The organism is Variibacter gotjawalensis (genome assembly GCF_002355335.1).
Classification (GTDB): Bacteria; Pseudomonadota; Alphaproteobacteria; order Rhizobiales; family Xanthobacteraceae; genus Variibacter; species Variibacter gotjawalensis.
The window spans coordinates 4247654-4273740 of the sequence record NZ_AP014946.1; the positions used below are offsets into that span (position 1 = coordinate 4247654).

Below are 26087 nucleotides of genomic sequence, written 5' to 3' on the forward strand. Positions count from 1 at the left end.
GCTTTCCCCTCAAGCGCCGGTCACGCGCCAGATCACATCGCCGACATCGTCCGCGACCAGCAGCGAGCCGTCCGGCCCGAGCGTCACGCCGACAGGGCGGCCGTACGATGCTTTTTCGTCCGGCGCAAGAAAGCCCGACAGTATGTCGCGCGGCGGGCCCGACGGCTTTCCGTTCGTGAACGGAATGAAAACCACCTTGTAGCCGCTCAGTGTGCTGCGATTCCATGAGCCGTGCTGGCCGATGATCATGCCGTCCGGAAAGCCTGGCAGGAAACCGGCCGGGTGCCAGCAGAGACCGAGCGATGCCGTGTGACCGCCGAGCGCATAGTCGGGCGTGATCGCGGTCGCGACCAGTACCGCATCTTGCTCAACGCGATCGTCGACGGTCTGCCCCCAATAGCAATACGGCCAGCCATAGAAGCCGCCTTCGCGCACCGACGTCAGATAGTCCGGCGGCGTCTCGTCGCCGAGACCATCGCGCTCGTTGACGACGGTCCACAGTGTCTTCGTGTTCGGCTCCCACGCAAGACCAACCGGATTGCGCAGGCCGCCCGCAAAAATGCGGCTCGCGCCGCTCGCAACGTCGAGTTCGTAAACCGCGGCGCGGCCCTTCTCGACCTCCATGCCGCTCTCCGAGATGTTGCTGAGCGAACCAACACCGACATACAGCTTCGTCTCATCGGCGCTTGCGAGGAGGCTGCGCGTCCAGTGCCCGCCAGTGCCGAACGTCGTCAGCCTGCGGCCATCTGCCGTGATGCTGTCGGCTCCCGCGACATACGGAAACGCGAAGACGCCGTCGACATTGCCGACGTAGAACGTCTCGCCGATCAGCGTCATGCCGAACGGCTGATTGAGTCCTTGCATGAAAGGCTGCTGAACTTCCGCTACGCCATCGCCGTCACGGTCCCGCAGCAGCGTGATGCGGTTGGCGCTGTCGCCGAGCGCTGCCGCGCGCCGCATCGTCGCCTGCATCGCATAACCGAACACGCTCTTCACCGGCGTCGGAATCTGGTTGGACTCTGCGATCAGCACGTCGCCATTCGGCATCACATAGATCCAGCGGGGATGCTCCAAGCCAGAAGCGAATGCGTTCACCTTCAATCCGGGCGCGACCGAGGGCTTCTGCCCCGGAGCCCAACCCTGCGCGCTCGGCATTTTCAACGTAGGAATCTTGCCTTGCGGCTTGCCTTCCGGGACCACCGGGCTGCTGCCCCAGGCCGGCGCCGGCGCAATCTCTTTCAGCTTTCGCCATTGCAACGCAATGCCGCCGACCACCGCAACGATCCGCGCGAAAATGCTAGACGCATCCATAGAGCTCGAAGTCCTTATTAAAAGATCGCACCGAACAACGCATCAGCGCTGCATCTGGATCAGTTTATCCGTCGGCATCATGTTGGTGTTGAGGTTATTCACGATGATCATCGAGCCGAACACGATCAAGCCCACGACGAAGACGCCGAAGGCGAGCGCAAGCACGTTATTGAGATCCTCCGGCGCGCTCGAAATATGAAGGAAGAAGACGAGGTGAACGCCCATCTGGCCGATCGCCAGCACGGCGAGCAAGATCGGCACACCTGGCGCCCACACGGTCGACGTCTGCGCGACCCAGAACGACGCCAGCGTAAGGATCACGGCAAAACCCAAACCGATCAGATAGGTACTGACGCTGCCCGTGGCTTCCGGCTTTCCGGGCGGTTCGTCTTGCGTATGCCGGGCGTCGCTTTCGCTCATCAGCGTGCTCCCAAATAGACGATCGTGAAAACGCCGATCCAGACGATATCGAGCGCGTGCCAGAACAGACTGAAGCAGCGGAAGCGCCGCACCACCATCGGCCGGAAGCCGAGCGTTCCGACCTGCGCCAGCATGACGACAAGCCAACACAGCCCTGCCGTCACATGCAGCCCGTGCGTGCCGACCAGCAGGAAGAATGCCGAGAGGAACGCGCTGCGCGACGGCCCGGCGCCCTCGTGGATCATTCCGGCGAATTCCGTGACCTCTAACGCGACGAAGGCCGCGCCCAAAACGAAAGTCACAGCAGCCCAGACGTAAACCATCATGCGGTCACGGCGCTCAATCGAGAGCGACATCAGCCCGCAGGTAAAACTCGACGCGAGCAAACATGCGGTCTCCAGCAGCACCCGCCCGCGATCGAACAACTGCGCGCCCGTCGGACCGCCGGCGGTCTGATCGGCCAGCACCGCATAGGCGGCGAACATCGCCGCGAAGACGACAATGTCGCTTAGCAGAAATAACCAGAAACCGAAGCCGACCACGACATCTGTGCTGGCCGGCCCGCGCTCCGAAATCGGGATGTCGTCGTTCTGCGTGAACGCGTCGGCAGCCATCGCTTACAACCTCGCCGATGGGGTTTTCGCCATCAGCGCATCGACGGAGATCTCGTCTTCGCCGTGAACGCGCCACGCATGCGCGAGCGTCGTCCCGATGATGCCGATCAGCCCGACGCTCGCCATCCACCAGATGTGCCAGATCATCGCAAAGCCAAACACGACAGAGAAGAACGCGATGATGAAACCGATCGGGCTATTTCGCGGCATCTCGATGGGCTTGATCTCCGGCGGCGGCGCAGCCTCTTCGTGACACCGCTTGCGCATCCAGAACGCATCGAGCCCGGTCACCTTCGGCAACACCGCGAAATTCCACGGCGGCGGCGGCGATGTCGTCGACCATTCGAGCGTGCGTCCGTCCCACACGTCGCCGGTCGTGTCGCGCCGCGCATCCCGCGTGCGAATGCTGACGACGAGCTGGACGATCGTGAGGATGATCCCGGCGAGAATGACTAACGCGCCGATAAAAGCCGCGATCATGTAGGGCTGCCAGCTCGGCTCCGCGTAATGCTGCATGCGGCGGGTCGCACCGATCAAGCCGAGGATGTAGAGCGGCATGAACGCGAGATAAAAGCCGATGAACCAACACCAGAATACGGCTTTGCCGAGCCGCTCGTCGAGCGAAAATCCGAACGCCTTCGGGAACCAGTACGTATAGCCCGCGAAGGCGCCGAACAGCACACCGCCGATGATGACGTTGTGAAAATGCGCGACCAGAAACAGGCTGTTGTGCAGCACGAAATCGGCCGGCGGGATCGCCATCAGCACGCCCGTCATGCCGCCGATGACGAACGTCACCATAAAGCCGAGAGCCCAATGCACCGGTGAGGCGAACCGCATGCGCCCGCCGTAAATCGTGAACAGCCAGCTGAACACTTTCACGCCGGTCGGCACTGCGATGATCATCGTCATCACACCGAAGAAGCCGTTGATGTTGGCACTCGCGCCCATCGTGAAGAAGTGATGCAGCCACACCATAAACGAGAGAACGCAGATCGCCATCGTCGCGATGACCATCGAGCGATAGCCGAACAGCGGCTTGCGCGCGAACGTCGCGATGACTTCCGAGAAAACGCCGAACGCCGGCAGAATGAGGATGTAAACCTCAGGATGTCCCCACGCCCAGATGAGGTTGATGTACATCATCGCGTTGCCGCCACCATCGTTGGTGAAGAAGTGGAAGCCGAGATAACGGTCGAGCAGCAGCATCGCGAAAGTCGCGGTGAGGATCGGAAAAGCCGCGACGATCAGCAGGTTGGAGGCGAGCGCCGTCCAGCAGAAGATCGGCATGCGCGTATAGCTCATGCCAGGCGCTCTCATTTTCAGAATGGTCGTCGTGAGGTTGATGCCGGATAGCAGAGTCCCGACGCCGGATATCTGCAGCGCCCACAGATAATAGTCGACGCCCACTCCGGGCGAGTATGCGAGCTCCGACAGCGGCGGATAGACCAGCCAACCGGTCTTCGCGAACTCGCCGACGACGAGCGAGACGTTCACCAGCAACACACCGGCTGCGGTCAGCCAGAAGCTCACAGAGTTCAGCAACGGAAACGCGAGATCGCGAATGCCAAGCTGCAGCGGCACCGCAAAATTCATCAGGCCGACCATGAACGTCATCGCGACGAAGAAGATCATGATTGTGCCGTGCGCCGAGAAGATCTGATTGTAGTGCTCGGGCGGCAGGTACCCCTGCGCTCCCGCTGCCGCGAGCGCCAGTTGCGAACGCATCATGATCGCGTCCGTGAAGCCACGCAGCAGCATGACGAGCGCGAGCACGATATACATAACGCCGATGCGCTTGTGGTCGACGCTCGTGATCCACTCACGCCAGAGATATGGCAGCCACCCTTTGACGAGAACAATGCCGAGCACGATCCCGATCGACACGACGACGAACAGCGACGCGACCATCGGGATCGGCTGATCGAACGGAATGGCGGCCCATGTCAGCTTGCCGAGCATCTCATTTCCCGTGGTGATGTGCGGGCGCGGATGGGCGCGTCGAGATCGGCATCGGCCCATGCATGTCCATCTTCACGATGCCGTCGAAGAAATTCGCCGTCACCGAGCCGAACGTGCTCGGCGGCAGCGCCATCGTGGGCTTCTCAAGCTCTGCATAACTTGTCGCATCGAGCGCGCGGCCGTTGCTTCGCGTCTCGGCAAGCCACGCTGCGAAGTCTGACTCCGACTGAGCAACGACATCGAAGCGCATGCCGGAAAAACCTTCACCGCTGAACTGCGCCGAAATGCCGGGATATGTCCCGGGCTTGTCGGCCTGCAGATGCAGCCGCGTCGTCATGCCGGCCATCGTGTAGATCTGGCTGCCGAGCTGCGGCACGAAGAAGCTGTTCATCACCGTCGCGGAGGTCAGCTGAAAGCTGATCGGAGTCGCGGCCGGAACAACGAGGCGATTGACAGCCGCGACGCCGTGATCCGGATAGATGAAGAGCCACTTCCAATCCATCGAGACGACTTGGATGCGGATGGGCTGCACGGTCGACTCGATCGGCTTTGCGGGATCGAGATCATGCGAGCCGACCCACGCGATGCCGCCGAGAAACACAATGACTAGCACAGGGATCGACCATACGACCAATTCGATGCTGCCCGAGTACGACCAATCCGGCAGATAGCGCGCCTTCGTATTCGTCTGACGGAACCACCAGGCAAACACGAGCGTCAGAATGATCGTCGGGATGACCACGGCCAGCATGATCGCCGTCGCATTGAACAAAATCGTCCGCTCGGCGAGGCCAATAGGCCCCTGCGGATCGAGCACGCCGGATTGCCAGGGCAAACTGACCCGCAAACCCTCGTTCATCGGCGCCGTCCGATCACTTGCGCAACATCCTTTTCATGCGTTGACGCTAAGTCCACATCAGCGTGCACGAGCCACGCAGCAGGTGCAATCGCCGTGTCGGCCAGGCTGCAACGATTGTGGATTTTCCCGAGGCTGCCATGCATCAGCGGGGATGTCGCACCCCGTAAGTATCTGTTGTCAATCGCGTGCCCGCTCCCTACCCTGCCGGAAAAATGGCGGGGAGCAAACAATGAACAACAAACACCTGACCTTCGATCGGCGTACGTTACTGATCGCCGGTGCCGCAACGATCTGCGCGCCCTATGTCGCGCGTGCGCAAGTCAACAAGATCCGCGTCGGCGTTCCGACGAAGACCTATTGGCCGACCATCATTTGCGAGACCGCGATCCGCCAGAAGCTTTTCCAGAAAGCCGGCGTCGATGCGGAACTCACGATCTATCGCGGCGGCGCCGAAGGCTTCGAAGCGATTGCCGCGGGCGCGGCCGACATAATCCTCAATTCGTCGTCGAGCGTCGCGGCCGGCTTGAAGAAGGGCGTCAACGCGCGCTGCGTCGCCAACGGCTCGAATGGCTATTACGGCTGGCAGCTCATGGTGCGGCCGGACTCGAAGATCACTAAAGTCGCCGAACTTGAGGGCAAGAAAGTCGGCATCACGTCGGCCGGCTCCGGCTCCGACATTCTGGCGCGCTGGACCAACGCGGACCGCAAGGTCAACTTCACGCGCGTGCCGCTTGGCGGCGGCGGCCTCGTGCCGAACCTGATGTCCGGCAACATCGACGCGACCGTGCTTTACTCGCCGCTCACCTTTCAGGTGCTGCAAAACAAGGAAGCCCGCACGCTGATCGACTTCGGCAGCGAAGTGCCGGCGCATTCTACCGGCGCGTGGATTGCGACCGACAAGATCATCAAGGAGCGTCCCGAGACGCTGCAGAAGGCGCTCAACGCGATTTACGGCGGCGTCGCCTTCCTGCGCGACGAGAAAAACCGGCAGAGCGCCGTGAAACTCATCGCCGAGATCGACGAGGTCGCGGAGCCGGTTGCGGCTGCCGAACTCGACGGCAACATCATGAAGCTCTCGACCGACGGCGAAATCCGTAAAGAATGGATGGAGCGCGCACTCGAAATGGCGAAGCTGATCGGCATGACAGATCTCGCGCCTGTCGAGCAAATGTACACGACGCAGTTCAAACCCATACCGACGGCGGCCTGATCCGCCGATGTCTCGCACGCACATTATCCTGACGCGGCTCGCGCTGCTCGCGATTGTAGTGGCGGCCTGGGAATTGGCGCCGCGTTGCGGCTTCGCGAACCCGCGCCTATTGCCGCCGCTGAGCGATGTGCTGACGATGCTGTGGCAGCTGCTTGGCCAGCCGCGTGTGCATGAGGCTATCGGCGTCACGGCCGCGGAAGTGCTCGTCGCCTTCCTCGTCGCGGTGCCGATCGGCGCGGCGCTGGGCATCGCATCCGCCGAGAACGAATACTTCGGCGACATCTTCAAGCCGATGCTGTTCTACGTGTTCAGCATCCCGAAATCGATCTTCCTGCCGATGTTCATTCTGATCTTCGGCATCGGTTTCCAGCAGAAGGTGGCCTACGCCGCTTTTTCCACCGTCTTCATCGTCATCATGAGCGCGACGGCGGCGGTCGAGTCGGTCAAAGCCGACCACGTGCTCGTTGCCCGCTCCTACGGCGCCACGCGCGGACAAATCCTGATGCGCGTCTACGTACCGAGCATGATGCCGGTGCTGCTCGAGACATTGCGCATCTCGATGATCTTTAATTTCACCGGCGTGATGATCGCCGAAATGTACGCGTCGCGGACCGGCATCGGACACTTGATCGCCAACTGGGGTGAGAATTTCCAGATGCGCCAGCTTTTCGCCGGCGTCATCCTGCTCGCCACTGTTGCGATCCTGTTCAACGAAACCGTCCGCTACTTGGAGGTCAAATGCAGCACGTGGCGAACGTGACGCAACTCAAAGAAGTTCCGAAGCGGACAGCGATCTCCGTCGAGAATCTCAGCCATGTCTATGGCGGAAACGACGGTGGCGTGCCGGCGCTCGAAGACGTCTCGATCAATGTCGAGGAAGGCCGCTTCGTCGTCATCGTCGGGCCGAGCGGCTGCGGAAAGACCTCGTTGCTGATGATGCTCGCCGGCCTGCGCCATCAGACGCGCGGCAAAATCCTTTGCGCCGGCAAGCCGATTGCCGAGCCGGATCCGGAACGTGTCGGCGTCGTCTTCCAAGAAGCGAGCTTGTTTCCCTGGCTCACAGCGCTCGACAATGTCGAGTTCCCGCTATCGTTGCGCGGCGCACCGCGCGAGGAACGCCGCCAACGCGCCGAGGCGATGCTCAAGCTTGTCGGCCTCGAAGGCTTCGGCGCTCGTTATCCGCACGAACTCTCCGGCGGCATGAAGCAGCGCGTGTCGATCGCGCGCGGCCTGGTGCAGGACCCGCCGGTGCTTTTGATGGACGAACCCTTCGCGGCGCTCGATGAGCAGACGCGCATGACCATGGGCCACGAATTGCTGCGCATCTGGTCGACGACGCGCAAAACCGTCGTCTTCATCACGCACAGCCTGACCGAAGCCGTGTATCTCGCCGACGAAGTGCTCGTGATGTCCGCTCGGCCCGGCAAGATCATCGATCGCATCGAGGTCGACCTGCCGCGCCCGCGCACCTACGAGATGATGGCGACCGATACTTTCGGCCGCCTGCGCGATCGCATCTGGCAGCAGATCAGGAAGACGCCTTGATGCGCTGGCCCTCCCCCGCCTCAGTCCGCTGGACGATCCTTGCGCTGTTGCTTGTGGGCTGGGAGCTGTTTCCACGCACCGGCATCATCCCGGAGCTGTTCCTGCCGTCGCTCTCGAAGACGCTCACAGTGCTGTGGAGCGACCGCGCCGAATACATCTCGGCGCTCGGAGTAACGGTTTACGAAGTCGCCTTCGCGATGCTGATCGCCTGCGGCTTCGGCATTCTGTTCGGTTCATTGATCGGCGGCCTTGCGGTCCTGCGCGACTTGTTGCTGCCGGTCTTCTCGAGCCTCTACGCCGTGCCCATCGTGATCCTCTACCCGATCTTCACTGCATGGTTCGGCATCGGCTCGGAATCCAAGATCGCCTTTGCGGGAATCTACGGCTTCTTTCCCGTCATGCTCTCGACGGCCGCCGGCATCCGCACGATCGAGCCGCACTATCTTCTGGCGGCGCGCAGCATGGGCGCGACGATCCCGCAGCAGATCACGCGCGTGATCATCCCGGCGTCTATTCCGACCGTACTCGCAGGGCTACGTCTAGGCGGCGCGCTGACCATCATCGGCGTCGTCGTCTCCGAGATGCTCACCTCGTCGGCCGGCATCGGCTATCTGGTCACTCGCTATCGCACCATCCTCGATAGCCCGCGTGTCTTCGCCGCGATCCTGATGATCCTCGTCCTCTCTGTTGCGTTCGATCTGATCGCCCGCGCGATCGAAAAGCGCACGCTCGTCTGGCAAACCGCCGGCCGCAAACAACGCATCGTCACCGAAACCGGCTCGACCGTGCCGGCCGCGGCTTAAGGAAATTCAAGGAGAAGACATGAACAAGATCCTCCCGACGACCGTGGTCGGCAGCTATCCGCAGCCCGAATGGCTGGTGAATCATGAGTTGCTTGCGACTGTGGTGCCGCGCACGCGCATGCACGAGCTTTGGCGCATTCCACGAGAGCATCTCGAACAGGCGCAAAACGACGCCACCTTGCTCGCGATCCGTGACATGGAGCGGTTGGGTCTCGACATCATCACGGATGGTGAGATTCGTCGTGAGAGCTATTCCAATCGCTTCGCGACCGCGCTCGATGGCATCGACAACGACAATCCCGGCATCGTGACTGCGCGGGGCGGACGCACGACCGAAGTTCCGCGCGTGGTCGGCAAGATCAAGCGCAAGCATGCGGTCGAAGTGCCGGACATGGAGTTCCTCCGCAAGAACACAAACCTCAAAGCGAAGATGACGCTGCCGGGTCCGTTCACGATGAGCCGCCAGGCGCAGGACGATTTTTACAAGGATGACGAAGCGCTGGTGATGGACTTCGCCGCAGCGCTCAACGAAGAAATCCACGATCTCGTGAAGGCCGGCGCGGATGTCATCCAACTCGACGATCCGTGGGTGCGCTCCGACCCTGAGAAAGCAAAGCTTTACGCCGTGAAGGGCATCAATCGTGCGCTGCAAGGCGTCAAGGTGCCGACCGTCGTGCATCTCTGCTTCGGCTACGCCGCCGTTGTGCCGGGCGAGACCAAGCCGGCCGGCTATTCCTTCCTCGGCGAACTCGCGCAGTGCGATGCCGAAACGATTTCGATCGAAGCCGCGCAGCCGAAACTCGACCTCGGCGTGCTCAAAGATCTCAGCGGGAAAAAAGTGATGCTGGGCGTGCTCGACCTCGGCGATCCGAAAGTTGAAACGGCGGACGTTGTCGCCGATCGCATCCGCGCCGGCTTGAAGCATCTATCGCCGGACCGGCTGATCCCTGCGCCTGACTGTGGGATGAAGTATCTGCCGCGCGAGATCGCCTACGGCAAGCTCAAGGCAATGGTCGACGGCGCCGCGATCGTCCGCAAGGAAGTGAGCTAGTCACTGCGCCGCGGCTGCGCGCGCAACTGCTGGCCAAGCTTTTGCCAGTCGCGTGCGAGCTCATGCCAGAGCTCGGCGTCTTCCGGGGCCGCTCGCGCTGCGAGCGCCTCGCAACGCGCCGCCTCGGCAACGCAGTCTTGGCTGGAGAGAAGTCCGTTCTCGTCGTGTCGAAACGTCAGCATGGGGAGCCTCGTTACAATCGCCCCATATTCAACCGACAGTGGAGTTGACGCCACCCTCCGGTTGAACCGTTATTAATATTTAAATTCCGAGATTATAAATACAGCAATTAAATGCGGCGACAGTCGCCCCGACTTTGCGGAGATGCACCATGCCGACAGATCGAGATACCAAACACCTCTTTGATTTCGAGGGTGCGATGGCGCTTTACGAGGCCCAACGGTGCCGTGGCGAGGCCCGCACGCTGCTCCACTTGGCCAAAGAAACCGTTGATCTGCCGAAGAAAACCGCGCTTCTGGAGCAAGCGACTGCTTGGCTCACGCGCTACACAACCGGCTTACGGTCCAAACGAGAGTGATGCCAGCCGGATTTCCGGCCCTCTCACCCACCGTCCCGGAGCCGCCGCGCCAGCACGCGCCAGCGCTCTGCGAGGTCTAGCCAAAGCTGGCGGTCATGCTCCTCTGCCCTTCCAGACAAAAGCTCGCAGCGGTCCGCCTCTGCCAGGTATTCCTGGATAGTAGCTTGCCGATTGTCGCCATTGCGAAATTTAACGGACATCGCGCGATATCCTCCCAAGTTTATTTCAATACCGCCAGCGCAACAAAAGGTTCCATAGCTTCGTACAAATAGTACACTCGTTGAGGGCGACTCTGCGGAGGCCAGAACCACGACAAGTGGTCTGCGAAGCAAAATGAGTGTCGAGAACGATAGTCCGGGCAATGTCCTGAGCTTCCCGCATCGCGAGCCTGCGCCCGATGATGACTACTGCCGATCTGAAGCCAAACGTTTGATCGCGCAGGCCGACTCTTTCGCCGAGCCTGAGGCGAAAGCACGATTGCTAAGAGAAGCCGGCGACTGGCTCTATCGCGTCACGTTTTCCAAACAGCCGGCGATGTTCGGCTTCGTCGTCAAGCACCCGAAGTCAACATCATGGCGGCAGCGTGCGCCGACCGCACCGACCGCGCGCGTCGCCGACGTGTTGATCACCAACCAGCTCCGCTTTCGCAACGCAAAACCGCGCGATCATTTCAAAGAAAAACACGCGCTGCACGATCTCGCCGAGCAAATGGTCGACGATCCGGAAGCGGTCCTCCGCCGCCTCGTCGATCTCGCAATAGAGATCACGGGGGCGGTGTCGGCAGGCTTGAGCATCCTCGAGCCGAATCCCGCACCCGGCATTTTCCGTTGGAAATATCTGCGCGGCGCATTGACTGCATTGACGGTGTTTCACGACGCGACGACACCGCGATACTACAGCCCGTGCGGTGTCGCACTCGACACCTGTGCGCCTGTCCTATCCGCGCATCCGGAGCGCTTCTACAGTTGGATCGCCGAAGCGAAATTCGTCGTTCCCGAAATGCTGCTCGTCCCACTCCACGTCGCCGGCAAAGAACCGCTCGGCACGTTGTGGATCATGGCGTCTGAAGCCGGTCATTTCGATTCCGGACACGCCGAAGCTATGATGGAACTCGCATCGTTCGTCGGCTTGGCGCTGAAGATGCACAACGAGCGAGTCTAGCCGCACGTCACTGGTGCGAATACATTGCGCGGCCCGCTGTCGGCACCTTCGCCATCAGGATCTGTCCTGACTCCGACTCCGTGATGTAGAGCGTCCGCCTATCTGCACCACCATACGCGACGTTGGTGGTGGCAAGCCCCGCGCAGGATTTGACGCGCGCCACCGGCTCGCCGATCGCATTGACGATCCACACCGTGCCGAGCCCGAAATGCGCAATCGCGAGGCCGCCGCTTTCATCGATCGCAAGACCGTCCGGTCCATTGCCGCCCGACAGGCGGATGAATGCACCAACCTTGAACGCTGCACCAGCCTGGTTCATCGGCACGCGCCACACGGCGTTGTCGCGCGTGACGTTGACGAAAACGATATCCTCCTCAAGCCCGAGCACCAGGCCATTCGGACTCGGAATGCCCTGCAGAATGGTGTCGAGCCGACCCGTGTCGGCACGCAGCCGATGCAGCCGGCCGGACGCATCTTGCAGGCCCGTGAGCCCTTGGTCGGTGAAATAGAGGTCGCCGTTCGATGCAAAGACGAGATCGTTGACGCCTTTGAACGGACCGAATTCGGAGCCCTGCACCACTGGCGTCACTGCTCCGCGCGCAGGATCGAGCAGCATGATGCCATTCTTGTAGTCCGCGATGAAGATGCGCCCGTCGCGGTGGATCTTCAGTCCGTTCGGCTCGCCGTCGTATTCGATGACCAACGTAAACTCGCCGCTCGGCGAGATGCGGAAGATGCGTCCCCACGCAACATCGACGACGTAGAGATTGCCATCGCGATCGAACGACGGGCCTTCGAGGAAGCATGGCGTCGGCCGTCCACCGCGCTGGATCGTCGCCCATTTCGACACGCGATCGGTGATGCGAAATTTATCGGGAACGCGGGCGAAGACTTCCGGTTCGATGGCGGGCGGCGGAGCGTACATGGGCGTGTCCTGAATTATTCTCTGCGCGGCGGCGCGGTCGTGTCGCGCACCATGAGGCCGACCGGTACTTCGACGATCAGCGGCGTCGGTGTGCCGGCGATTTTCGCCAGCAGATAATCCACGGCGCGCTCGCCGATTTCCTTTGCCGGAATATGCAATGTCGTCAAACCCGGCCGGATCTGCGAGGCGAAATCGAGATCGTCGAAGCCGGTGATCGACAAGTCTTGCGGCACGCGAATGCCCTGCAGATTGCACTCGATCAGCGCTCCGAACGCGAGCAGATCGTTGCCGCAGTAGATCGCAGTCGGCTTGCGTTTCACCGATAAGAGCGCGCGCGCCGCCAACTGCCCTTCCACGATACGATACGGCCGCTCGATCAACGCCTCGTCGAGCAGCGGCAGGCCTCGCGCGGCAAGTGCAGCGCGCACACCTTCGAGACGCGAGCGCGCGCGGTCATTGTCCCACGTCAGCCCCGCGATGACACCGAAGCGCGTATGCCCGAGATCGAGCAGATGGTTCGCAATGCGCGCGGCGGCCTCGGCATTGTCGAAGCCGACGCTCGGCATGCCCGGAGTGATCGTCCACGTGAAAACGAATGGCACACTGTGATCGTAGAGATAGTTGAGCGTCTCCGTATCGTGCTCACCGCCGACCAGGATGACGCCGGCTACGCCGTGCGCGACAAGCGCTTTCACCTTGGCGAACTCGGTCTCGCGGCTATAGCCGTTGCTTGCCAGAACGAAGCCGTAGCCGGAATCCGCGAGCCGTTCTTGCATGGCTTCGGCGGCAGCCGCGAAGCTGGTATTCTCCAGATGCGGAATGATCGCGCCGATCACGGGGGTTTCGCGCGACAGCACGGCACGCGAGCGGCCGTTGAGGACGTAGCCGAGTTTACGCGCGGCCTCTTCGATCTGGCGGCGGAGCTTAGGCGTGACAGGCCCCGATCGATTGAGCGCGCGCGAAACGGTCGCGCCCGAAACACCGACGGCCTTCGCAACATCTTGGACACGCACGCGTCCCGAAGGTGTTCGCTTTGGCCGCAAAGTCCAGCTCCCGCTACGTCGCGCCGACTGCCGGCGCGCCGATCAATCGATCATCAGCCCATGCGGGCCGAGATACCATCCGCAATACCAACCGCCGTGGAAGGGTTTAGCGCCTTCGAGTTCGGGCTCGCCCTTCGTCAACACCTCTTCGGCATAGTCTTCCGCATTGTCCTGCGGGCGATAGCCAAGCACATACGCGTCACGGTTATCCCAGAACGCACGCGTGTTTGCCGACATGCCGTAAGCGACGACGTAGTGAAGCTTCGGCGCTTCGATCGAACAGCGGATAAGCTCGACCATGTCGCGCGGACTGATCCACACAGAGAGATGCCGCGCATCCAACGGCTTCGGACGAAAGGCGCCGATGCGTAGGCTCACGACGCTCATACCGAACTTGTCGGCGTAAAGACGGCCGAGTGCCTCGCCCGTGACCTTGCTGACGCCGTAGAAACTATCCGGGCGGGGCAGCGCACTGCCGTCGAGCACATGCGCGCGGCGGTGATAGCCGACCGCGTGGTGGCTCGATGCAAAGACGACGCGGCCAACGTTAGCGCGGCGCGCGGCTTCGAAGACGTTATGCGTGCCGACGATATTCGCGGAGAGCACCTGCTCCCACTGGTTCTCCTTCGGCTCGACCGACATCCCGCCGAGGTGAACGACGCAGTCGATCCCCGCCATCATCCTTTCCATCGCGGCAAGATCCGTAAGATCCGCGCGAATGAAATCTTCGCCGGCTTTCGCCGGTTCGCCGTCGATGATGTCGGTGAGACGCATGAGTTCGTAGCGGCCCTTAAGCTGCGCGCGCGTCTCACGCCCGATCTGCCCCGCCGCCCCAGTCATCAATACGCGCATGACATCTCGTCCCTTAGTGCGTGATGCGGATTGCGTTCTGTGTGTCCGGTTCGAAGAAGTGCATCGCATCCGGATTGATCGAGAGGCGCGCGCCCTGTTTCACGGCGATCTTTGCATCCGGCGCGACGCGCGCGACAGTCGCGTGCGACTTGCCGATCTGCATATCGAGATGCATCTCGGAGCCGAGCTGTTCGATCACATCGACGATGCCGTCGACATCGTTACCGTTGCCGCCGAGCGCGATGTGCTCCGGGCGAATACCAACCGTCACCGGCTTACCGACAAAACCACGCAGCGCGGCCTTGTTCTTCTCGCCGACGCGCAGCGAAAAACCTTCGATGTTCACGGTCTCGCCGGATGCGTCCACCGTGCCCTGCAGGATGTTCATCGCGGGCGCTCCGATAAAGCTGGCGACGAACAGGTTTGCGGGCGTGTTGTAGACTTCGAGCGGCGTGCCGACCTGCTGCACAAGACCGTCCTTCATGATGACGACGAGATCACCGAGCGTCATCGCTTCGACCTGATCGTGCGTCACGTAGACCGAAGTTACCGGCACGCGCTCACGCAGGCGCTTGAGTTCGATGCGCATATGCGCGCGCAGCTTGGCGTCGAGGTTCGACAGCGGTTCGTCGAACAGGAACACCTGCGGATGGCGCACGATGCAGCGACCTAACGCGACGCGTTGCTGCTGGCCGCCGGAAAGTTGCTTTGGGCGCCGCTTCAAAAGCGGCTCGATGCTCAGAATTCCCGCGGCCTGCGCGATTTTCTCGGCGATGGCCTGTTCGTTCTCGCCACGATTGCGCAGCCCGAACGCCAGATTGTCGTAGACCGTCATGTGCTGGTAGAGCGCGTAGTTCTGAAACACCATCGCGATATCGCGATCTTTCGGCGGCAGCTTGTTCACGACGCGGCCGCCGATGCTGATGGTGCCTGAGCTGATCTCTTCGAGGCCCGCGATCATACGGAGTGTCGTCGACTTGCCGCAGCCCGACGGGCCGACCAGCACGGCGAACGCACCATCGGGGATCTTCAGATCAATGCTGCGCACGGCGGTGACGCCGCCCGGGTAGCTCTTGACCAACTGAGAGAGGACAACTTCGCCCATCGACTTCAACTCCAAACGTGTGCGCGGCCTCGCGCAAAAATCAGATCTTCAATCCGCTGATGACGTATTTCTGGCCGAAGAACGTGATCAGCAGCGCCGGTCCGAGAGCCATCACGGCGGTCGCGCTCATCAAATTCCATTCGATGCCGAGTTCATGGACGAACTGCGCCATCACGACGGTGAGCACAGGTGTGTTATGGCTCGTCAGCAGCAGCGCAAACAGAAACTCGTTCCAGGTCCACAGCCAGCACAGCACGGCGAGCGCCGCGATGCCGGGGATCGCGGACGGCAGCGCGACGCGGACAAATGCCCCCCAGCGCGTGCATCCATCGATCAGCGCTGCGTATTCCATCGAGGGATCGATGCCGTCGAAGAAGCCCTTCATCAGCCACGAGAAGAAGCAGATGTGGACTGCGACATGCGGCAGCAGCAGACCGAGATACGTGTCGTAGATGCCGAGGCTTTGCGTCAGGAGATACAGCGGCAGCACCCACGAGATGTAAGGTACGCAGCGGAATAGATAGATCGTCGAGAACCAACCAGTCGCGATCGGCCCCTTGAAGCGCGAGAGCATGTAGCCGCTCGTCACCGTGATGCCGAGCGACAGGATCGTTGCCAACGTCGCGATGATCGCGCTGTTGAGATACGCCTTTAGCACGGTCTTATTGGCAAACACCTCGACGAAATTCTCGAGCGTGAATTCGGTGCCGCGGTGGACGTAGAACATGCCCGATGCCGGACGCAGCGATGTCAGGATCAGCCACAGCACCGGAAACGCGATCGCGAAGCAAACGCCGATGACGACAAGATAGAAGAACGCGCGGCGCGCGCCGGGCGCCATCATGGCGAAGAAGCCGGTTTCGTCCGGCTGGACTGCGACCGGCGTATTGATGGCTTGCGTGCTCATTTCGACACCTCGACGGCACGATCCAGAATGCGATAGAGAATGACGCCAAACACGACGATGACGAGGCCGCCAACGAGCGCGGCCGCCGAGCCTTTGCCGAAGTTCATGCGCTGAAATGCTTCGACGTAAGCGTAGATGCTGAACATCTCGGTCTGCCGCGCAGGGCCGCCGCCTGAGATGACCCAGACTTGGTCGAAGACGCGAAAAGCGTCGATCGAGCGGATGACGACGCAGACCACAATGACGGGACGCAGCATCGGCAGCGTCAGCGAGCGGAATACGCGCCACGGTCCCGCCGCATCGATCGCCGCAGCCTCGAACGGCTCCTTTGGCAAGCTTTGCAGTCCCGCCAGCAACAGCACGGCGAACCACGGCGTCCACAGCCAGACGTCGGCGAGCACGATGATCATCATCGAGGTCCAGCGATACGCGAGCCACGCGACCGGCTGGAAGCCGAGACCTTCGAGTACGACATTCACGATGCCGAACTGATCGTTGAACATCCAGCGCATCATGATCGACGCGATGACCGGCGCAACCATCAACGGCAACAGAATGACGGTGCGCACGATGGACTGTCCGAAGAAAGTCCGGTTCAGCATCAGCGCAAGACAAAGCCCAAACACGAGCGAGAGCGTCACGCTGGCAACGAGGAACATCAGCGTGTTGGGGATCGCGAGCCCGAAGAAAGCCGGGTCCGTGATGACTTCGATGTAGTGCTTGAGGCCGACCCACGTTTTCTTCGGATCGTAGAGATTCCAATCGCGGAATGATGCGTTGGCGCCGAGAACGATCGGCACCACTTGGAACAGCGCCATCGTGATGGCGGCCGGCGCAATCAGCGCCAACATGAATCTCTCTTTCTCGCCGAAGAAAGAGAATACGCGTCGCATCGGGCCTCTCCACTTAAAGAAAGGCGGAAGCCGATATCGGCTTCCGCCTGTTGGCTAGATCGAAGGAGAGATCACTTCGTCTTCGCGGCAGCCGCGTTCACCAGCGGAGCCGCTTCCTGCAGCTTCTTCGCGATATCTTCGCGCTTGCCGTTAAGCGCGCCGACAACGCCGTCGTTGTAGGCCTTGTGGATTGCAGGCCATTCCGGCGTGTAGTAAGCGCCAGCGATCACCTGCTTCACCTTGAAGACAACTTCGTCGGCGCGGCGGAACAGCGGATCGGTCTCCGTCAGCGTCTTCCAGACTTCCTGGTTCGGCGGCGGACCGCCGGTGGCCTTCCAGAGTTCGATCTGACCTTCCTTGTCCTGCAGCATCGCGCCGAGCATCTGCTTGGCGACCTGCTTACGCGCATCCGGCACGCCCTTCGGGATCGCCCAGCCCCAGATGTCGTTCCATGCGACCGGCTCTTTGCGTTCCGGACCGAGCGGCAGGAAGCCGATGTTGATCTTGCCGGAAACCTTCGACTTCTTCGGATCGTTGAATTGGCCGTAGAGCGTGAGGTCGGCGACCGTGAAGGCCGCGTCGCCGGCCTGGAAGATCGCGTTCGCATCGTTGCGCGTATACGAGATCATCGCGGGCGGGCTGATCTTCGTTTTATTGATCGCGTCCCACCAATATTCGACGACCTGCTGCGAGCACTTCTCGGCAATCATCGGCTTCCAACCGTTGGGCGCGAGCTTTTTGTTATCGCGCTCGTAAGCCGGCGCGAGCACGTCGCAGTTATTCGTCCAGTTGGTCCAGAACCAGGTGAACCAGCTGTGGTTCATCGCCATCGAGCCGACGTAGCCCCACTTCACCTTGCCGTCCTTCTGCAGCTTCTGCGAGACGGTCGAAAGCTCTTCCCACGTCTTCGGGAGATCCTTTTCGTCGATCAAATCGGTGCGGTAATAGAAGACACCGAAGGTGTGCGCCATCGGCACGACCGTCGGCTTGCCGTCGTCGTTGAGGAACGCGACGTCGACCGTCTGCTTCTGGATCGAATTCATGCCGGCGACGTCGTCCGTCGTCGAAAGCCAATTCTTCCACAGCTGGCCCCAGTCGTCGTTGTGCCAGATGATGTCGTATTGCTCGCCGCCCGAAGTCAGCGTCGCCGTGACCTTCTCCATGAAGATTTCGTAGGCCATCGGAATCTTCACGACGGTGTGGCCGTTCTTGGCGGCCCACTTTTCCATAATGGCGATCGAAGCATCTTGGATCGGGTGCTTCATGTACCCGATCTTGATTTCAGCCGCAGAAGCGGCGCCGGCACCGAGCACCAAGCTCAAGACGCCTGCGGCAGCAGCAGTACGTAAATTTCCGGCCCAGTTCGCCACGTTTCTTCTCCCTGCTTCTTTTTCAAAGCACGATTTTTGGTTCTGTAACGCTATCAGCGTAGGCTTTGCCGCCGACGACAGTCAAGCTCGCCGCGCACATCGAAACTCGCTGTGCCACAATGTGTTTTGCGATTTTCGACAATCAAAAGAGAGTGTAATTTTTACACGTTGACGATGAACCGGGTGCTCTTTAGGGGTGAATGCGCACTTCACCACAACGAACAAAGACCGGAGGCAGCATGACCCAAGGCGCTCGCACACTATCGATCATGAGCGGCTTGGCCGTCGAAGCTGCCCTCAAACAAACGGTGTTTCCGGCCTTCTCCGCCGCGTCCGAAATCGTGCCGCAGCCGATCTTCGAGCCGACGACCGTTCTCATGCGCCGCATCAACGAAGGCGAGCGCGCCGACGTCATCATCGCGATCGACTATGCGATGGACGAGCTCGCCGAAAAGAAAATCATCCGCACCGAGACGCGCGTGCCGATCGCCCGTGCGATCCTTGGCATTGGCGTCAAGAAAGGCGCGCCCCGCCCCGACATCTCGACTGTCGAGAAATTCAAAGCGGCGCTCGTCAACGCACGCGGCGTTGCTTATTCGCGCGGCGGCGCCAGCGGCATCTACTTCACGGGACTTCTGGAAAAGCTCGGCATTTCCGACGAGGTGAGCAAGCGCGCCGTCACGATTCCCGCCGGCTTCACGGCGACGAAAGTCGCGAGCGGCGAAGCGGACCTTGCGATCCAACAGATCAGCGAACTCTTGGCCGTCGACGGCATCGACATCGCCGGCGCCTTCCCTGATGAGCTGCAAACCTCGACGGATTTCTACGGCGCGGTTTTCACCGATAGCGCCAACTCCGATGGTGCAGCCGAATTCCTCAAGCACGCGACATCAAGTTCCGCAGTAGCGGCCTATGAGCGAACCGGCCTGATTTCGCTGGTCACGCCGAACGCCGCGTAAGCAGACAGAAGGTCATCGCCATGCCGTCTCCCCGCATCGTCCTCCTTCACGCAACGCCGGTTGCAGTCGATCCCATTCGCGAAGCCTTCGCGCGCCGCTGGCCCGAAGCCGAGACCGTCAATCTCCTCGACGACTCACTCAGCGTCGATCGCGCGAGAGAGAGCGAGCTCACCGAGAAGATGATCGAGCGTTTCGTCGCTTTCGGACGCTACGCGCATCGCATCGGCGCCGACGGCATTCTCATCACGTGCTCGGCGTTCGGACCGGCGATCGATCGGCTGATCGCGGAACTTCCGGTTCCGGTGCTCAAACCCAACGAAGCGATGTTCCGCGCCGCTATCGCGCAAGGCGAGAACATTGGCATGCTGGCAACGTTTGGGCCTTCGGTCGGCACGATGACGGATGAATTCGACGAGTTCGTTCGCGAGTCGAAGTCGCCCGGCCGGATCACGACGATCCTGGTCGACAAGGCGATGGAACGCCTTCGCGCGGGCGACGCCGACACGCACAACACGCTGATCGCGGCGCGCGCGCCGGAACTGAGCACGATGGACGCGATCATGCTGGCGCATTTCTCGACGTCACGCGCCGCCGAAGCCGTGCGCGCGTCCGTGAAGGTGCCGGTGCTCACCGCGCCGGATGCCGCCGTCGATCGTATGAAGCAGCTGATCGTGTGATATGAGGGGAAAATGGCGCTCCCTAGGGGAATCGAACCCCTGTTTCAGCCTTGAGAGGGCCGCGTCCTAACCGCTAGACGAAGGGAGCAAGCGCGGGGCAGGAAATAGCCTCGATTGGCCGCCGGTGCAAGGCTATTTGGCCTGCCCCACCGGCAGGCGTATCTCGGCGAAAACCGGCAAATGATCGGAGATCGCGCTGGCGTCCGGATCGGTCCAGCTGCGCCCCAGCGCCTCCCGCGGCCGGCAATGCAACCGGTCGAGCCGGATGAGCGGAAATCGCGAGGGAAAGGTACGCACCCAGGTGCGCCCTGGCAAAACGCGCTGCATGACGCTGTGGACCCTCCCGCGCCAGATCCAGTCGTTGAAATCGCCCATCATCACGAGCACAGGCGCAGGCTGTTCGGCGAGCGCAACCAACGTATCCGTCTGCCGCCGCCGCTCACCGAACGACAGCCCGAGATGCGTAGCGACAACGCGCACAACCCCGGCCGGAGCTTCGACGTCGGCCTCGATCGCGCGGCGCGGCTCGTTCTTTGCGACCGAAATGTCGTGGATGCGGATGTTTGTGAGCGGCCAACGGCTGATCAGCAGTTGCCCATAGTCGCCGTCCGCGCCCGTGATCGCTTTCGCCTCCGCGCCGTGCGGCCCCAGCGCGTTACGCAGAAAGACGAACGGATGCTCCTGCGCCGGCCCAGCGCGGCGTGAGTCGACCTCCTGCAACGCAACAACATCCGGCGCGGCGCGCTTCAATAATTCGACCACGCGCGTCAGATCGAAACGTCCGTCGCGACCAACCCCGCCATGAATATTCCAGGTCGCAAAACGTATGACGCTCACGAACCGCGCCTCTGCTTTCGTGATGCGAATATCTGCACACAGATCGACACCGCGATCCATGCGGTGATTGCCAGAAGTAGCGCCGCGACGCTGCCGATCGTCGGCTCTGAGATGATCTGAAACACCTGATGTCCAAGCAGCGACATCACGACGAGACCCGGCGCCATCCCAAGCAGCGTGCCGAGCACGAAATGCGGCAAGCGAACGCTAATTGCGCCGGCTGCGAGATTGACGAACGAATACGGCGCGATCGGAATAATGCGCACAAGCGCGACCGCAACGACACCGCGATCGACGATGCCGCGCCGGATGCGATCGAGCCGCCCGCCGAGAAGACGCCTTACATAATCTTGCCCGAGCCACGCGCCGATCAGATACAGCACAACGGCGCTTGCGAGCGATCCGGCCGTCGCATAGGCAAGGCCCACCACCGGCCCGAATGTCGCGGCCGTCACCAGGATCAGCACCGTCACGGGAAATGCGATCAGTCCGCCGGCAACGAATGCGCCGACAACGACGAATGGCGCCCATACAGAGCCGTTGATCGCCGCAAAGGTCAGTCGCGTTGCTTCGGGGTTCGCATATTTCGACAGCGGCGTGAAATGCCAGGCAAGCGGCAGAGCCGCCATAGCGAGCACGACCAGCACCAATTTCAGGATCGTAAGCGGCTTCACGCGCGCCAACCAATCGGCGGCTTTGCCGGACGACAACTCGGCCGCCAACGGCTGCGGCGGATCCGCGATGCCTTCGATCGCGCCAGCAAGATCATCCGCGTCATCGTCTCCATCGTCGATCGGCTGCAAAGCGTGCCCGTTTGACGCCGTAGCATCAACAATGCCAACCAGCGACGCTTTCCGCTCGAGCTGCTGCGCAATCGTCTCGGCACCGACGCCGCAATGTTCGCCGAGCAGCGTATTGCGGACTTTGCGCACAGCCGCGCGCTGCTCGTCGGTCTTCGCGATAAAGACAAGATCGCATTCCGTGTCCGCGCCCATCGAGCGGTTGTTGAGATTGGCGGAGCCGACCCGCAGTAAGCGATCGTCAACGATGCAAATCTTGGAATGCACCATCGTGTGACCGATCTCCTCGCCGTCGCGCACCTCTGGACAGACGAAACGCACGCGCGATGAGACACCCGCATCATCGACGATCTTCATGAAGCGAATGCGGCCGTTGAGCATCGAGTTTGCCTCGACCCACGAGCCATAACTTTGCGGCGAAACGATCACGACTTCGAGCGCAGGTTTTCGCCGCAAGGTTTCGGCTAGCTTCTCGGCGAACGGCGCGTAGGTGAGAAACTGATTTTCGATGTAGATCTCGCGTTCGGCGCCATCGAGCATGTCGAGAAACAGCGCCTCGACTTCGCGCACTTCGCGGTGATACGCGCCGATCGGCTGCGTCCGCGCAATGCCGACATCGATGTCACGCAAGTCCGGCTCAAGGCCACCAGGCCACACGTTGTCTCTGCGCTGCAGCGGCTTCGGAGCTTTCCCGCACGCATCATTCCATCGTCCGCGTGCGATCTCCGCGATAGCGCGCGCCGCATCGCCATCGACCAACGCCTGCACGTCATGGAATGGACCGTAAGGCCGACCGTCCGGCGTCACGCGGCCCGGATGGTGCAGCTTGTGCTCAGGCGTATCCCAACGATGGTTCGTCAAATCGAGGCCGCCCGAAAAAGCGAGCGCGTCGTCGACGACGACGATCTTTTGATGTTGAGACGATCCGATCGGCAAACGATTATCGAGGCAGAGTCTGATTTGCTTCGGGAGTTGCCAACGCCAATTCGGAAACAACTCGCGCTCGAACGCGTAGAGCAGCGAATAGTCCCAAAGCAGAATGTTGATCTGCAGCTCGGGCCGCCGTTTCGTCAGCGCGATCAGGAAATCCGAAAAGGACGCGGGCAAACCGTCATCTGCCTCGCAGCTTTCGCCAACCAGCCGGCAGCGGCTGTCGATATCCCAACCGATGATGAAAACCGAATGCTTCGCAGCCATCAGTGCGGCGCGTGCCGCCGCATAGTATGCCGCTGCATCGATCAATATCGCGGCCCGCGGTGCCTTCTCGACGCGCCAGACGTTGCGTCCGGGGCTTGGCACCAGACACGCCTCATTGTCCGGCGGCGCGGGAGCGGCGTCGGGCTTCCTCAGCACCTGCATCGAAGCGTCTTGTCTGATAGCCGGGGCCCATCGTTTCAGTCGATCAGGACAGAAAACGGAGCCGGTAGCCCTATGGTTCCCTAACCGGTTACGGGGCTCCGAGGGACAGCTTGCCACGCGGTTGCAGCGTATAAAGGTCGTAAAGCAGCACGTCGGTGCGCCCGCCGGCCTCGACCGTGACGGCGATCCGGTCGGCTGAAACCGCCGTCGAAACCACCCGAGCCCCGGCCGGCAACGTGATCGCGGCCGTTTCGGCCGGCGGTTTGCCGCTTTGGGACACCCGATAGCCGATCAGGATGAAGACGCCCGCGATCGCGAGCCCCGTCAGCGCCATCGAAATTCCCATGATGCGCTTAACTTTGCTAAAGACGGCAGCCGCTTGCGGGTCGAGCGGCTCTTCATCCGGCGGCGCAGTTGTAGTCATGACACTTCCTCATACCGAAACCATCACGACCTTCGCCGAGGAGAAGGGTGAGCGGCTCGACATCCTGCTGGCCGGCCGGCTCGACGGTGTCTCGCGCTCGCGCTTGAAGGCTTTGATCCTCGCCGGCCACGTGATCCACGAAGCCGCCCAAGGGCCGAAGCCATTGACGGACCCCGGGTACCGCATCGCTGGAGGCGAGACAATCGCTATCACGGTGCCGCCGGCCGAGCCTGCTGCGCCTGAAGGCGAGAACATCCCGCTTAATGTGGTCTACGAAGACGACCAGCTGATCGTCATCGACAAGCCGCGCGGCCTGGTTGTTCACCCGGCCGCCGGCAATTGGACCGGCACACTGGTGAATGCCTTGATCGCCCATTGCGGCGAAACCCTATCGGGCATCGGCGGCGTGCGGCGGCCCGGCATCGTGCACCGCCTCGACAAGGACACGACCGGCTTAATGGTCGTCGCGAAAACCGACAAAGCGCACAAGAAACTCGCGGCTCAATTCGCCGACCACGGCCGCACCGGGCCGTTGACGCGCGGCTATCTCGCCTTTGTCTGGGGCGCGCCGGACCGGCCGCGCGGCACCGTCGATGCGCCGCTCGATCGTCATCCCCATCAGCGCGAGAAACAGGCCGTGCGCCAAAGCGGCCGCGAAGCCATCACGCATTGGGAATTGCGCGAAACATACCGAAACGACGACGCCAAGAAGGCCGCATCGGCTCCCGTAGCCTCGCTCATCGCCTGCAAGCTCGAGACAGGGCGGACGCACCAAATCCGCGTCCACATGGCGCATGTCGGCCATCCGTTGCTTGGCGATGAGACCTACGGCACCGGCTTCAAGACGAAGATCGCAAAGCTCCCCGAAGCCGCGCAAACCGCACTCGGATCGCTCGGCCGTCAGGCCTTGCACGCCTATCTGCTCGGCTTCGAGCACCCGGTCACCGGCGAGCATCTGGAGTTCGAATCGAAGCTCCCGGCCGACCTCGGCCGCTTGCGCGACGGGCTCAAGTCTTAAAGCCGGATTCCTAGCTCCAGCGGAGTAACAGACAGCCTGGCTGACGCGTATAGCCTCATGAAGGACGCTGCGCCGACAGGCCGGATTTCTTGTTGTTCGTCCCGAACCAGCCCGCCTCCACCCGCGATGCACATTCCTGAATGTGTCATCAGCGTAAATGGAATACCGGCGGCCGGCCGAGATAAACTGTGTCAAGACAATGGCTTAGGTTATCGAGACTTGCGGCCTGATGTCACATCGAGGTAACGCCGATGTAATGTTCGGAGGAACGCTTTTGGTGTATGTTGCGTTCGCGTTCTGATCTTCGCAGTTGCGAAAGAGGCAGTTGGCACCTGCCGGCCCGCAACACGACAGACGTAACAAAGGCACTGCCGGCTTGAGGGAAGCGGCGGTGTTGAATGCCCGCCAATCATGGGGGCATCGAACTTAGGAAAGGGCGCTCCATGGCCCGTGCTGCTAGTCTACCAATTCCTGCAGGCGAGGCAGGCTTATCTCGCTATCTGGACGAAATCCGCCGGTTCCCGATGCTGGAGCCGCAGCAGGAATACATGTTTGCCAAGAGCTGGCGCGAACACGGCGATCGTGAAGCCGCGCATAAGCTCGTCACCAGCCATCTGCGTCTCGTCGCGAAGCTCGCGATGGGCTATCGCGGCTATGGTCTCCCGATCTCGGAAGTGATCTCCGAAGGCAACGTCGGCCTGATGCAGGCCGTCAAGCGCTTCGAGCCAGAGAAAGGCTTCCGCCTGGCGACCTACGCCATGTGGTGGATCAAGGCGTCGATCCAAGAATACATCCTGCGCTCGTGGTCGCTCGTGAAAATGGGCACGACCGCGAACCAGAAGAAGCTGTTCTTCAACCTGCGTAAGGCGAAGAGCAAAATCTCCGCGCTCGAGGAAGGCGATCTTCGCCCCGATCAAGTGCAGATCATTGCCAAGCGTCTCGGCGTCACCGAGCAGGACGTTGTCGACATGAACCGCCGCCTCGGTGGCGACGTGTCGCTCAATGCGCCGCTGCGTGAAGACGGTGACTCGGGCGAGTGGCAGGATTGGCTGGTCGACGATAGCGCTAGCCAAGAGTCGCGCATGGTCGCGAGCGAAGAAGCCGACAATCGCCGCAAGGCGCTCGGCCAGGCGCTCGATGTTCTCAACGAACGCGAGCGCCGCATCTTCGAAGCGCGCCGCCTTGCCGACGATCCGGTCACGCTCGAAGAGCTTGCCGCCGAATTCGGCGTCTCGCGCGAGCGCGTGCGTCAGATTGAGGTGCGTGCGTTCGAGAAGGTGCAGAAGGCGGTGAAGAACCGTCTTGCCGAAATCGAAAGCCCCGCAATGGCGCCGGCCGCCTAAGCGCGCCGCAGAAACGAAAACAAAATGCCCGGCGATGAGCCGGGCATTTTTTTATGGCAAACAACTTGATTGTCGGCGGCGGCGCTATGCGCTGACTTTTA

27 protein-coding genes and 1 tRNA gene are annotated in these 26087 nt (G+C 61.5%); 11 read left to right on the top strand and 17 right to left on the bottom strand.

Going from position 1 to position 26087, the window contains the following annotated elements:
- Positions 1-9 precede the first annotated feature (9 nt).
- The 5 genes from GJW30_RS20820 to cyoA are packed head-to-tail and all read right to left on the bottom strand — an operon-like array spanning position 10 to position 5166.
- Positions 10-1311 carry a PQQ-dependent sugar dehydrogenase gene (locus GJW30_RS20820; RefSeq protein WP_096358285.1) on the bottom strand — a complete coding sequence of 434 codons (1302 nt, stop codon included), beginning with the start codon at positions 1309-1311 and terminating at the stop codon, positions 10-12.
- Positions 1312-1353: 42 nt separating this feature from the next.
- Positions 1354-1731 (bottom strand): cytochrome o ubiquinol oxidase subunit IV, encoded by a 378-nt coding sequence (gene cyoD, locus GJW30_RS20825; RefSeq protein ID WP_096358286.1) that lies wholly within the window; start codon positions 1729-1731, stop codon positions 1354-1356.
- A complete protein-coding gene (gene cyoC, locus GJW30_RS20830; protein ID WP_096358287.1) occupies positions 1731-2345 on the bottom strand; it encodes a cytochrome o ubiquinol oxidase subunit III in 615 nt (204 codons plus the stop codon). The genes cyoD and cyoC overlap by 1 nt, the downstream gene beginning before the upstream one ends.
- A 3-nt stretch (positions 2346-2348) precedes the next feature.
- Positions 2349-4307, bottom strand: coding sequence for a cytochrome o ubiquinol oxidase subunit I (gene cyoB, locus GJW30_RS20835; protein WP_096358288.1), 1959 nt, complete (start codon positions 4305-4307; stop codon positions 2349-2351).
- Between the two features lies 1 nt (position 4308).
- Complete coding sequence (gene cyoA, locus GJW30_RS20840) at positions 4309-5166, bottom strand: ubiquinol oxidase subunit II (RefSeq protein WP_096358289.1); 858 nt, start codon at positions 5164-5166, stop codon at positions 4309-4311.
- Between the two features lie 229 nt (positions 5167-5395).
- Here cyoA and GJW30_RS20845 point away from each other — a divergent pair, with 229 nt between their 5' ends.
- The 5 genes from GJW30_RS20845 to GJW30_RS20865 are packed head-to-tail and all read left to right on the top strand — an operon-like array spanning position 5396 to position 9775.
- The gene (locus GJW30_RS20845) at positions 5396-6376 is read left to right on the top strand and encodes an ABC transporter substrate-binding protein (RefSeq protein WP_157746810.1); all 981 of its coding nucleotides are present in this window, start codon (positions 5396-5398) and stop codon (positions 6374-6376) included.
- A gap of 7 nt (positions 6377-6383) precedes the next feature.
- Complete coding sequence (locus GJW30_RS20850) at positions 6384-7136, top strand: ABC transporter permease (RefSeq protein WP_096358291.1); 753 nt, start codon at positions 6384-6386, stop codon at positions 7134-7136.
- Complete coding sequence (locus tag GJW30_RS20855; protein WP_096358292.1) at positions 7115-7921, top strand: ABC transporter ATP-binding protein; 807 nt, start codon at positions 7115-7117, stop codon at positions 7919-7921. The genes GJW30_RS20850 and GJW30_RS20855 overlap by 22 nt, the downstream gene beginning before the upstream one ends.
- On the top strand, positions 7921-8724 hold the full coding sequence (locus tag GJW30_RS20860; RefSeq protein WP_096358293.1) for an ABC transporter permease: 804 nt from the start codon (positions 7921-7923) through the stop codon (positions 8722-8724). The genes GJW30_RS20855 and GJW30_RS20860 overlap by 1 nt, the downstream gene beginning before the upstream one ends.
- Before the next feature lie 19 nt (positions 8725-8743).
- Positions 8744-9775 (top strand): uroporphyrinogen decarboxylase family protein, encoded by a 1032-nt coding sequence (locus tag GJW30_RS20865; RefSeq protein WP_096358294.1) that lies wholly within the window; start codon positions 8744-8746, stop codon positions 9773-9775.
- Here the strand turns inward: GJW30_RS20865 and GJW30_RS20870 are convergent.
- The gene (locus GJW30_RS20870) at positions 9772-9957 is read right to left on the bottom strand and encodes a hypothetical protein (RefSeq protein ID WP_096358295.1); all 186 of its coding nucleotides are present in this window, start codon (positions 9955-9957) and stop codon (positions 9772-9774) included. The genes GJW30_RS20865 and GJW30_RS20870 overlap by 4 nt on opposite strands.
- A gap of 149 nt (positions 9958-10106) precedes the next feature.
- Between GJW30_RS20870 and GJW30_RS20875 the strand changes: the two genes are divergently transcribed.
- On the top strand, positions 10107-10313 hold the full coding sequence (locus GJW30_RS20875) for a hypothetical protein (RefSeq protein ID WP_096358296.1): 207 nt from the start codon (positions 10107-10109) through the stop codon (positions 10311-10313).
- A 333-nt stretch (positions 10314-10646) separates the two neighbouring features.
- A complete protein-coding gene (locus GJW30_RS20880; protein ID WP_197703748.1) occupies positions 10647-11474 on the top strand; it encodes a GAF domain-containing protein in 828 nt (275 codons plus the stop codon).
- 7 nt (positions 11475-11481) lie between these two features.
- On the opposite strand, the gene GJW30_RS20885 is transcribed toward GJW30_RS20880, so the two are convergent.
- The 7 genes from GJW30_RS20885 to GJW30_RS20915 all read right to left on the bottom strand — a co-directional run bounded on the left by GJW30_RS20885 (position 11482) and on the right by GJW30_RS20915 (position 18569).
- A complete protein-coding gene (locus GJW30_RS20885) occupies positions 11482-12399 on the bottom strand; it encodes an SMP-30/gluconolactonase/LRE family protein (protein WP_096358297.1) in 918 nt (305 codons plus the stop codon).
- A 14-nt stretch (positions 12400-12413) separates the two neighbouring features.
- Positions 12414-13412: a LacI family DNA-binding transcriptional regulator gene (locus GJW30_RS20890; protein ID WP_165391592.1), complete on the bottom strand. Its 999-nt coding sequence runs from the start codon at positions 13410-13412 to the stop codon at positions 12414-12416.
- Between the two features lie 72 nt (positions 13413-13484).
- Complete coding sequence (locus GJW30_RS20895; protein ID WP_096358299.1) at positions 13485-14294, bottom strand: NAD-dependent epimerase/dehydratase family protein; 810 nt, start codon at positions 14292-14294, stop codon at positions 13485-13487.
- A 13-nt stretch (positions 14295-14307) separates the two neighbouring features.
- On the bottom strand, positions 14308-15399 hold the full coding sequence (locus GJW30_RS20900) for an ABC transporter ATP-binding protein (RefSeq protein ID WP_096358300.1): 1092 nt from the start codon (positions 15397-15399) through the stop codon (positions 14308-14310).
- A 40-nt stretch (positions 15400-15439) separates the two neighbouring features.
- Entirely contained in the window at positions 15440-16306 is an 867-nt protein-coding gene (locus GJW30_RS20905) for a carbohydrate ABC transporter permease (RefSeq protein ID WP_096358301.1), read from the bottom strand.
- A complete protein-coding gene (locus tag GJW30_RS20910) occupies positions 16303-17199 on the bottom strand; it encodes a carbohydrate ABC transporter permease (RefSeq protein ID WP_096358302.1) in 897 nt (298 codons plus the stop codon). The genes GJW30_RS20905 and GJW30_RS20910 overlap by 4 nt, the downstream gene beginning before the upstream one ends.
- Positions 17200-17270: 71 nt before the next feature.
- Positions 17271-18569, bottom strand: coding sequence for an ABC transporter substrate-binding protein (locus GJW30_RS20915; RefSeq protein WP_096358303.1), 1299 nt, complete (start codon positions 18567-18569; stop codon positions 17271-17273).
- A 239-nt stretch (positions 18570-18808) separates the two neighbouring features.
- Here GJW30_RS20915 and GJW30_RS20920 point away from each other — a divergent pair, with 239 nt between their 5' ends.
- Together GJW30_RS20920 and GJW30_RS20925 are read left to right on the top strand one after the other, a co-directional pair.
- Complete coding sequence (locus GJW30_RS20920; protein WP_157746812.1) at positions 18809-19528, top strand: molybdate ABC transporter substrate-binding protein; 720 nt, start codon at positions 18809-18811, stop codon at positions 19526-19528.
- Between the two features lie 20 nt (positions 19529-19548).
- A complete protein-coding gene (locus GJW30_RS20925; RefSeq protein ID WP_096358305.1) occupies positions 19549-20205 on the top strand; it encodes an aspartate/glutamate racemase family protein in 657 nt (218 codons plus the stop codon).
- A gap of 13 nt (positions 20206-20218) precedes the next feature.
- On the opposite strand, the gene GJW30_RS20930 is transcribed toward GJW30_RS20925, so the two are convergent.
- From GJW30_RS20930 to GJW30_RS20945, 4 genes are all read right to left on the bottom strand, one after another.
- A tRNA-Glu gene (locus GJW30_RS20930) sits at positions 20219-20293 on the bottom strand.
- A 44-nt stretch (positions 20294-20337) separates the two neighbouring features.
- A complete protein-coding gene (locus GJW30_RS20935) occupies positions 20338-21042 on the bottom strand; it encodes an endonuclease/exonuclease/phosphatase family protein (RefSeq protein WP_245408585.1) in 705 nt (234 codons plus the stop codon).
- On the bottom strand, positions 21039-23201 hold the full coding sequence (locus tag GJW30_RS20940) for a VTT domain-containing protein (protein WP_096358307.1): 2163 nt from the start codon (positions 23199-23201) through the stop codon (positions 21039-21041). Before GJW30_RS20940 ends, GJW30_RS20935 begins: the two co-directional genes overlap by 4 nt.
- A gap of 88 nt (positions 23202-23289) precedes the next feature.
- Entirely contained in the window at positions 23290-23625 is a 336-nt protein-coding gene (locus tag GJW30_RS20945) for a DUF6476 family protein (RefSeq protein ID WP_096358308.1), read from the bottom strand.
- Between GJW30_RS20945 and GJW30_RS20950 the strand changes: the two genes are divergently transcribed.
- Positions 23624-24643 (top strand): RluA family pseudouridine synthase, encoded by a 1020-nt coding sequence (locus tag GJW30_RS20950; RefSeq protein ID WP_096358309.1) that lies wholly within the window; start codon positions 23624-23626, stop codon positions 24641-24643. The two genes, GJW30_RS20945 and GJW30_RS20950, sit on opposite strands and share 2 nt — an antisense overlap.
- A 443-nt stretch (positions 24644-25086) precedes the next feature.
- A complete protein-coding gene (gene rpoH / locus GJW30_RS20955; protein ID WP_096358310.1) occupies positions 25087-25986 on the top strand; it encodes an RNA polymerase sigma factor RpoH in 900 nt (299 codons plus the stop codon).
- Positions 25987-26087: the final 101 nt, after the last annotated feature.

Excerpts from the sequence above, each read along its gene's own strand:
- GJW30_RS20820 (WP_096358285.1), bottom strand. The coding sequence starts at position 1,311 with ATGGATGCGTCTAGCATTTTCGCGCGGATCGTTGCGGTGGTCGGCGGC.
- cyoD (WP_096358286.1), bottom strand. The coding sequence starts at position 1,731 with ATGAGCGAAAGCGACGCCCGGCATACGCAAGACGAACCGCCCGGAAAG.
- cyoC (WP_096358287.1), bottom strand. The coding sequence starts at position 2,345 with ATGGCTGCCGACGCGTTCACGCAGAACGACGACATCCCGATTTCGGAG.
- cyoB (WP_096358288.1), bottom strand. The coding sequence starts at position 4,307 with ATGCTCGGCAAGCTGACATGGGCCGCCATTCCGTTCGATCAGCCGATC.
- cyoA (WP_096358289.1), bottom strand. The coding sequence starts at position 5,166 with ATGAACGAGGGTTTGCGGGTCAGTTTGCCCTGGCAATCCGGCGTGCTC.
- GJW30_RS20845 (WP_157746810.1), top strand. The coding sequence starts at position 5,396 with ATGAACAACAAACACCTGACCTTCGATCGGCGTACGTTACTGATCGCC.
- GJW30_RS20850 (WP_096358291.1), top strand. The coding sequence starts at position 6,384 with ATGTCTCGCACGCACATTATCCTGACGCGGCTCGCGCTGCTCGCGATT.
- GJW30_RS20855 (WP_096358292.1), top strand. The coding sequence starts at position 7,115 with ATGCAGCACGTGGCGAACGTGACGCAACTCAAAGAAGTTCCGAAGCGG.
- GJW30_RS20860 (WP_096358293.1), top strand. The coding sequence starts at position 7,921 with ATGCGCTGGCCCTCCCCCGCCTCAGTCCGCTGGACGATCCTTGCGCTG.
- GJW30_RS20865 (WP_096358294.1), top strand. The coding sequence starts at position 8,744 with ATGAACAAGATCCTCCCGACGACCGTGGTCGGCAGCTATCCGCAGCCC.
- GJW30_RS20870 (WP_096358295.1), bottom strand. The coding sequence starts at position 9,957 with ATGCTGACGTTTCGACACGACGAGAACGGACTTCTCTCCAGCCAAGAC.
- GJW30_RS20875 (WP_096358296.1), top strand. The coding sequence starts at position 10,107 with ATGCCGACAGATCGAGATACCAAACACCTCTTTGATTTCGAGGGTGCG.
- GJW30_RS20880 (WP_197703748.1), top strand. The coding sequence starts at position 10,647 with ATGAGTGTCGAGAACGATAGTCCGGGCAATGTCCTGAGCTTCCCGCAT.
- GJW30_RS20885 (WP_096358297.1), bottom strand. The coding sequence starts at position 12,399 with ATGTACGCTCCGCCGCCCGCCATCGAACCGGAAGTCTTCGCCCGCGTT.
- GJW30_RS20895 (WP_096358299.1), bottom strand. The coding sequence starts at position 14,294 with ATGCGCGTATTGATGACTGGGGCGGCGGGGCAGATCGGGCGTGAGACG.
- GJW30_RS20900 (WP_096358300.1), bottom strand. The coding sequence starts at position 15,399 with ATGGGCGAAGTTGTCCTCTCTCAGTTGGTCAAGAGCTACCCGGGCGGC.
- GJW30_RS20905 (WP_096358301.1), bottom strand. The coding sequence starts at position 16,306 with ATGAGCACGCAAGCCATCAATACGCCGGTCGCAGTCCAGCCGGACGAA.
- GJW30_RS20910 (WP_096358302.1), bottom strand. The coding sequence starts at position 17,199 with ATGCGACGCGTATTCTCTTTCTTCGGCGAGAAAGAGAGATTCATGTTG.
- GJW30_RS20920 (WP_157746812.1), top strand. The coding sequence starts at position 18,809 with ATGACCCAAGGCGCTCGCACACTATCGATCATGAGCGGCTTGGCCGTC.
- GJW30_RS20925 (WP_096358305.1), top strand. The coding sequence starts at position 19,549 with ATGCCGTCTCCCCGCATCGTCCTCCTTCACGCAACGCCGGTTGCAGTC.
- GJW30_RS20940 (WP_096358307.1), bottom strand. The coding sequence starts at position 23,201 with ATGCAGGTGCTGAGGAAGCCCGACGCCGCTCCCGCGCCGCCGGACAAT.
- GJW30_RS20950 (WP_096358309.1), top strand. The coding sequence starts at position 23,624 with ATGACACTTCCTCATACCGAAACCATCACGACCTTCGCCGAGGAGAAG.
- GJW30_RS20945 (WP_096358308.1), bottom strand. The coding sequence starts at position 23,625 with ATGACTACAACTGCGCCGCCGGATGAAGAGCCGCTCGACCCGCAAGCG.
- rpoH (WP_096358310.1), top strand. The coding sequence starts at position 25,087 with ATGGCCCGTGCTGCTAGTCTACCAATTCCTGCAGGCGAGGCAGGCTTA.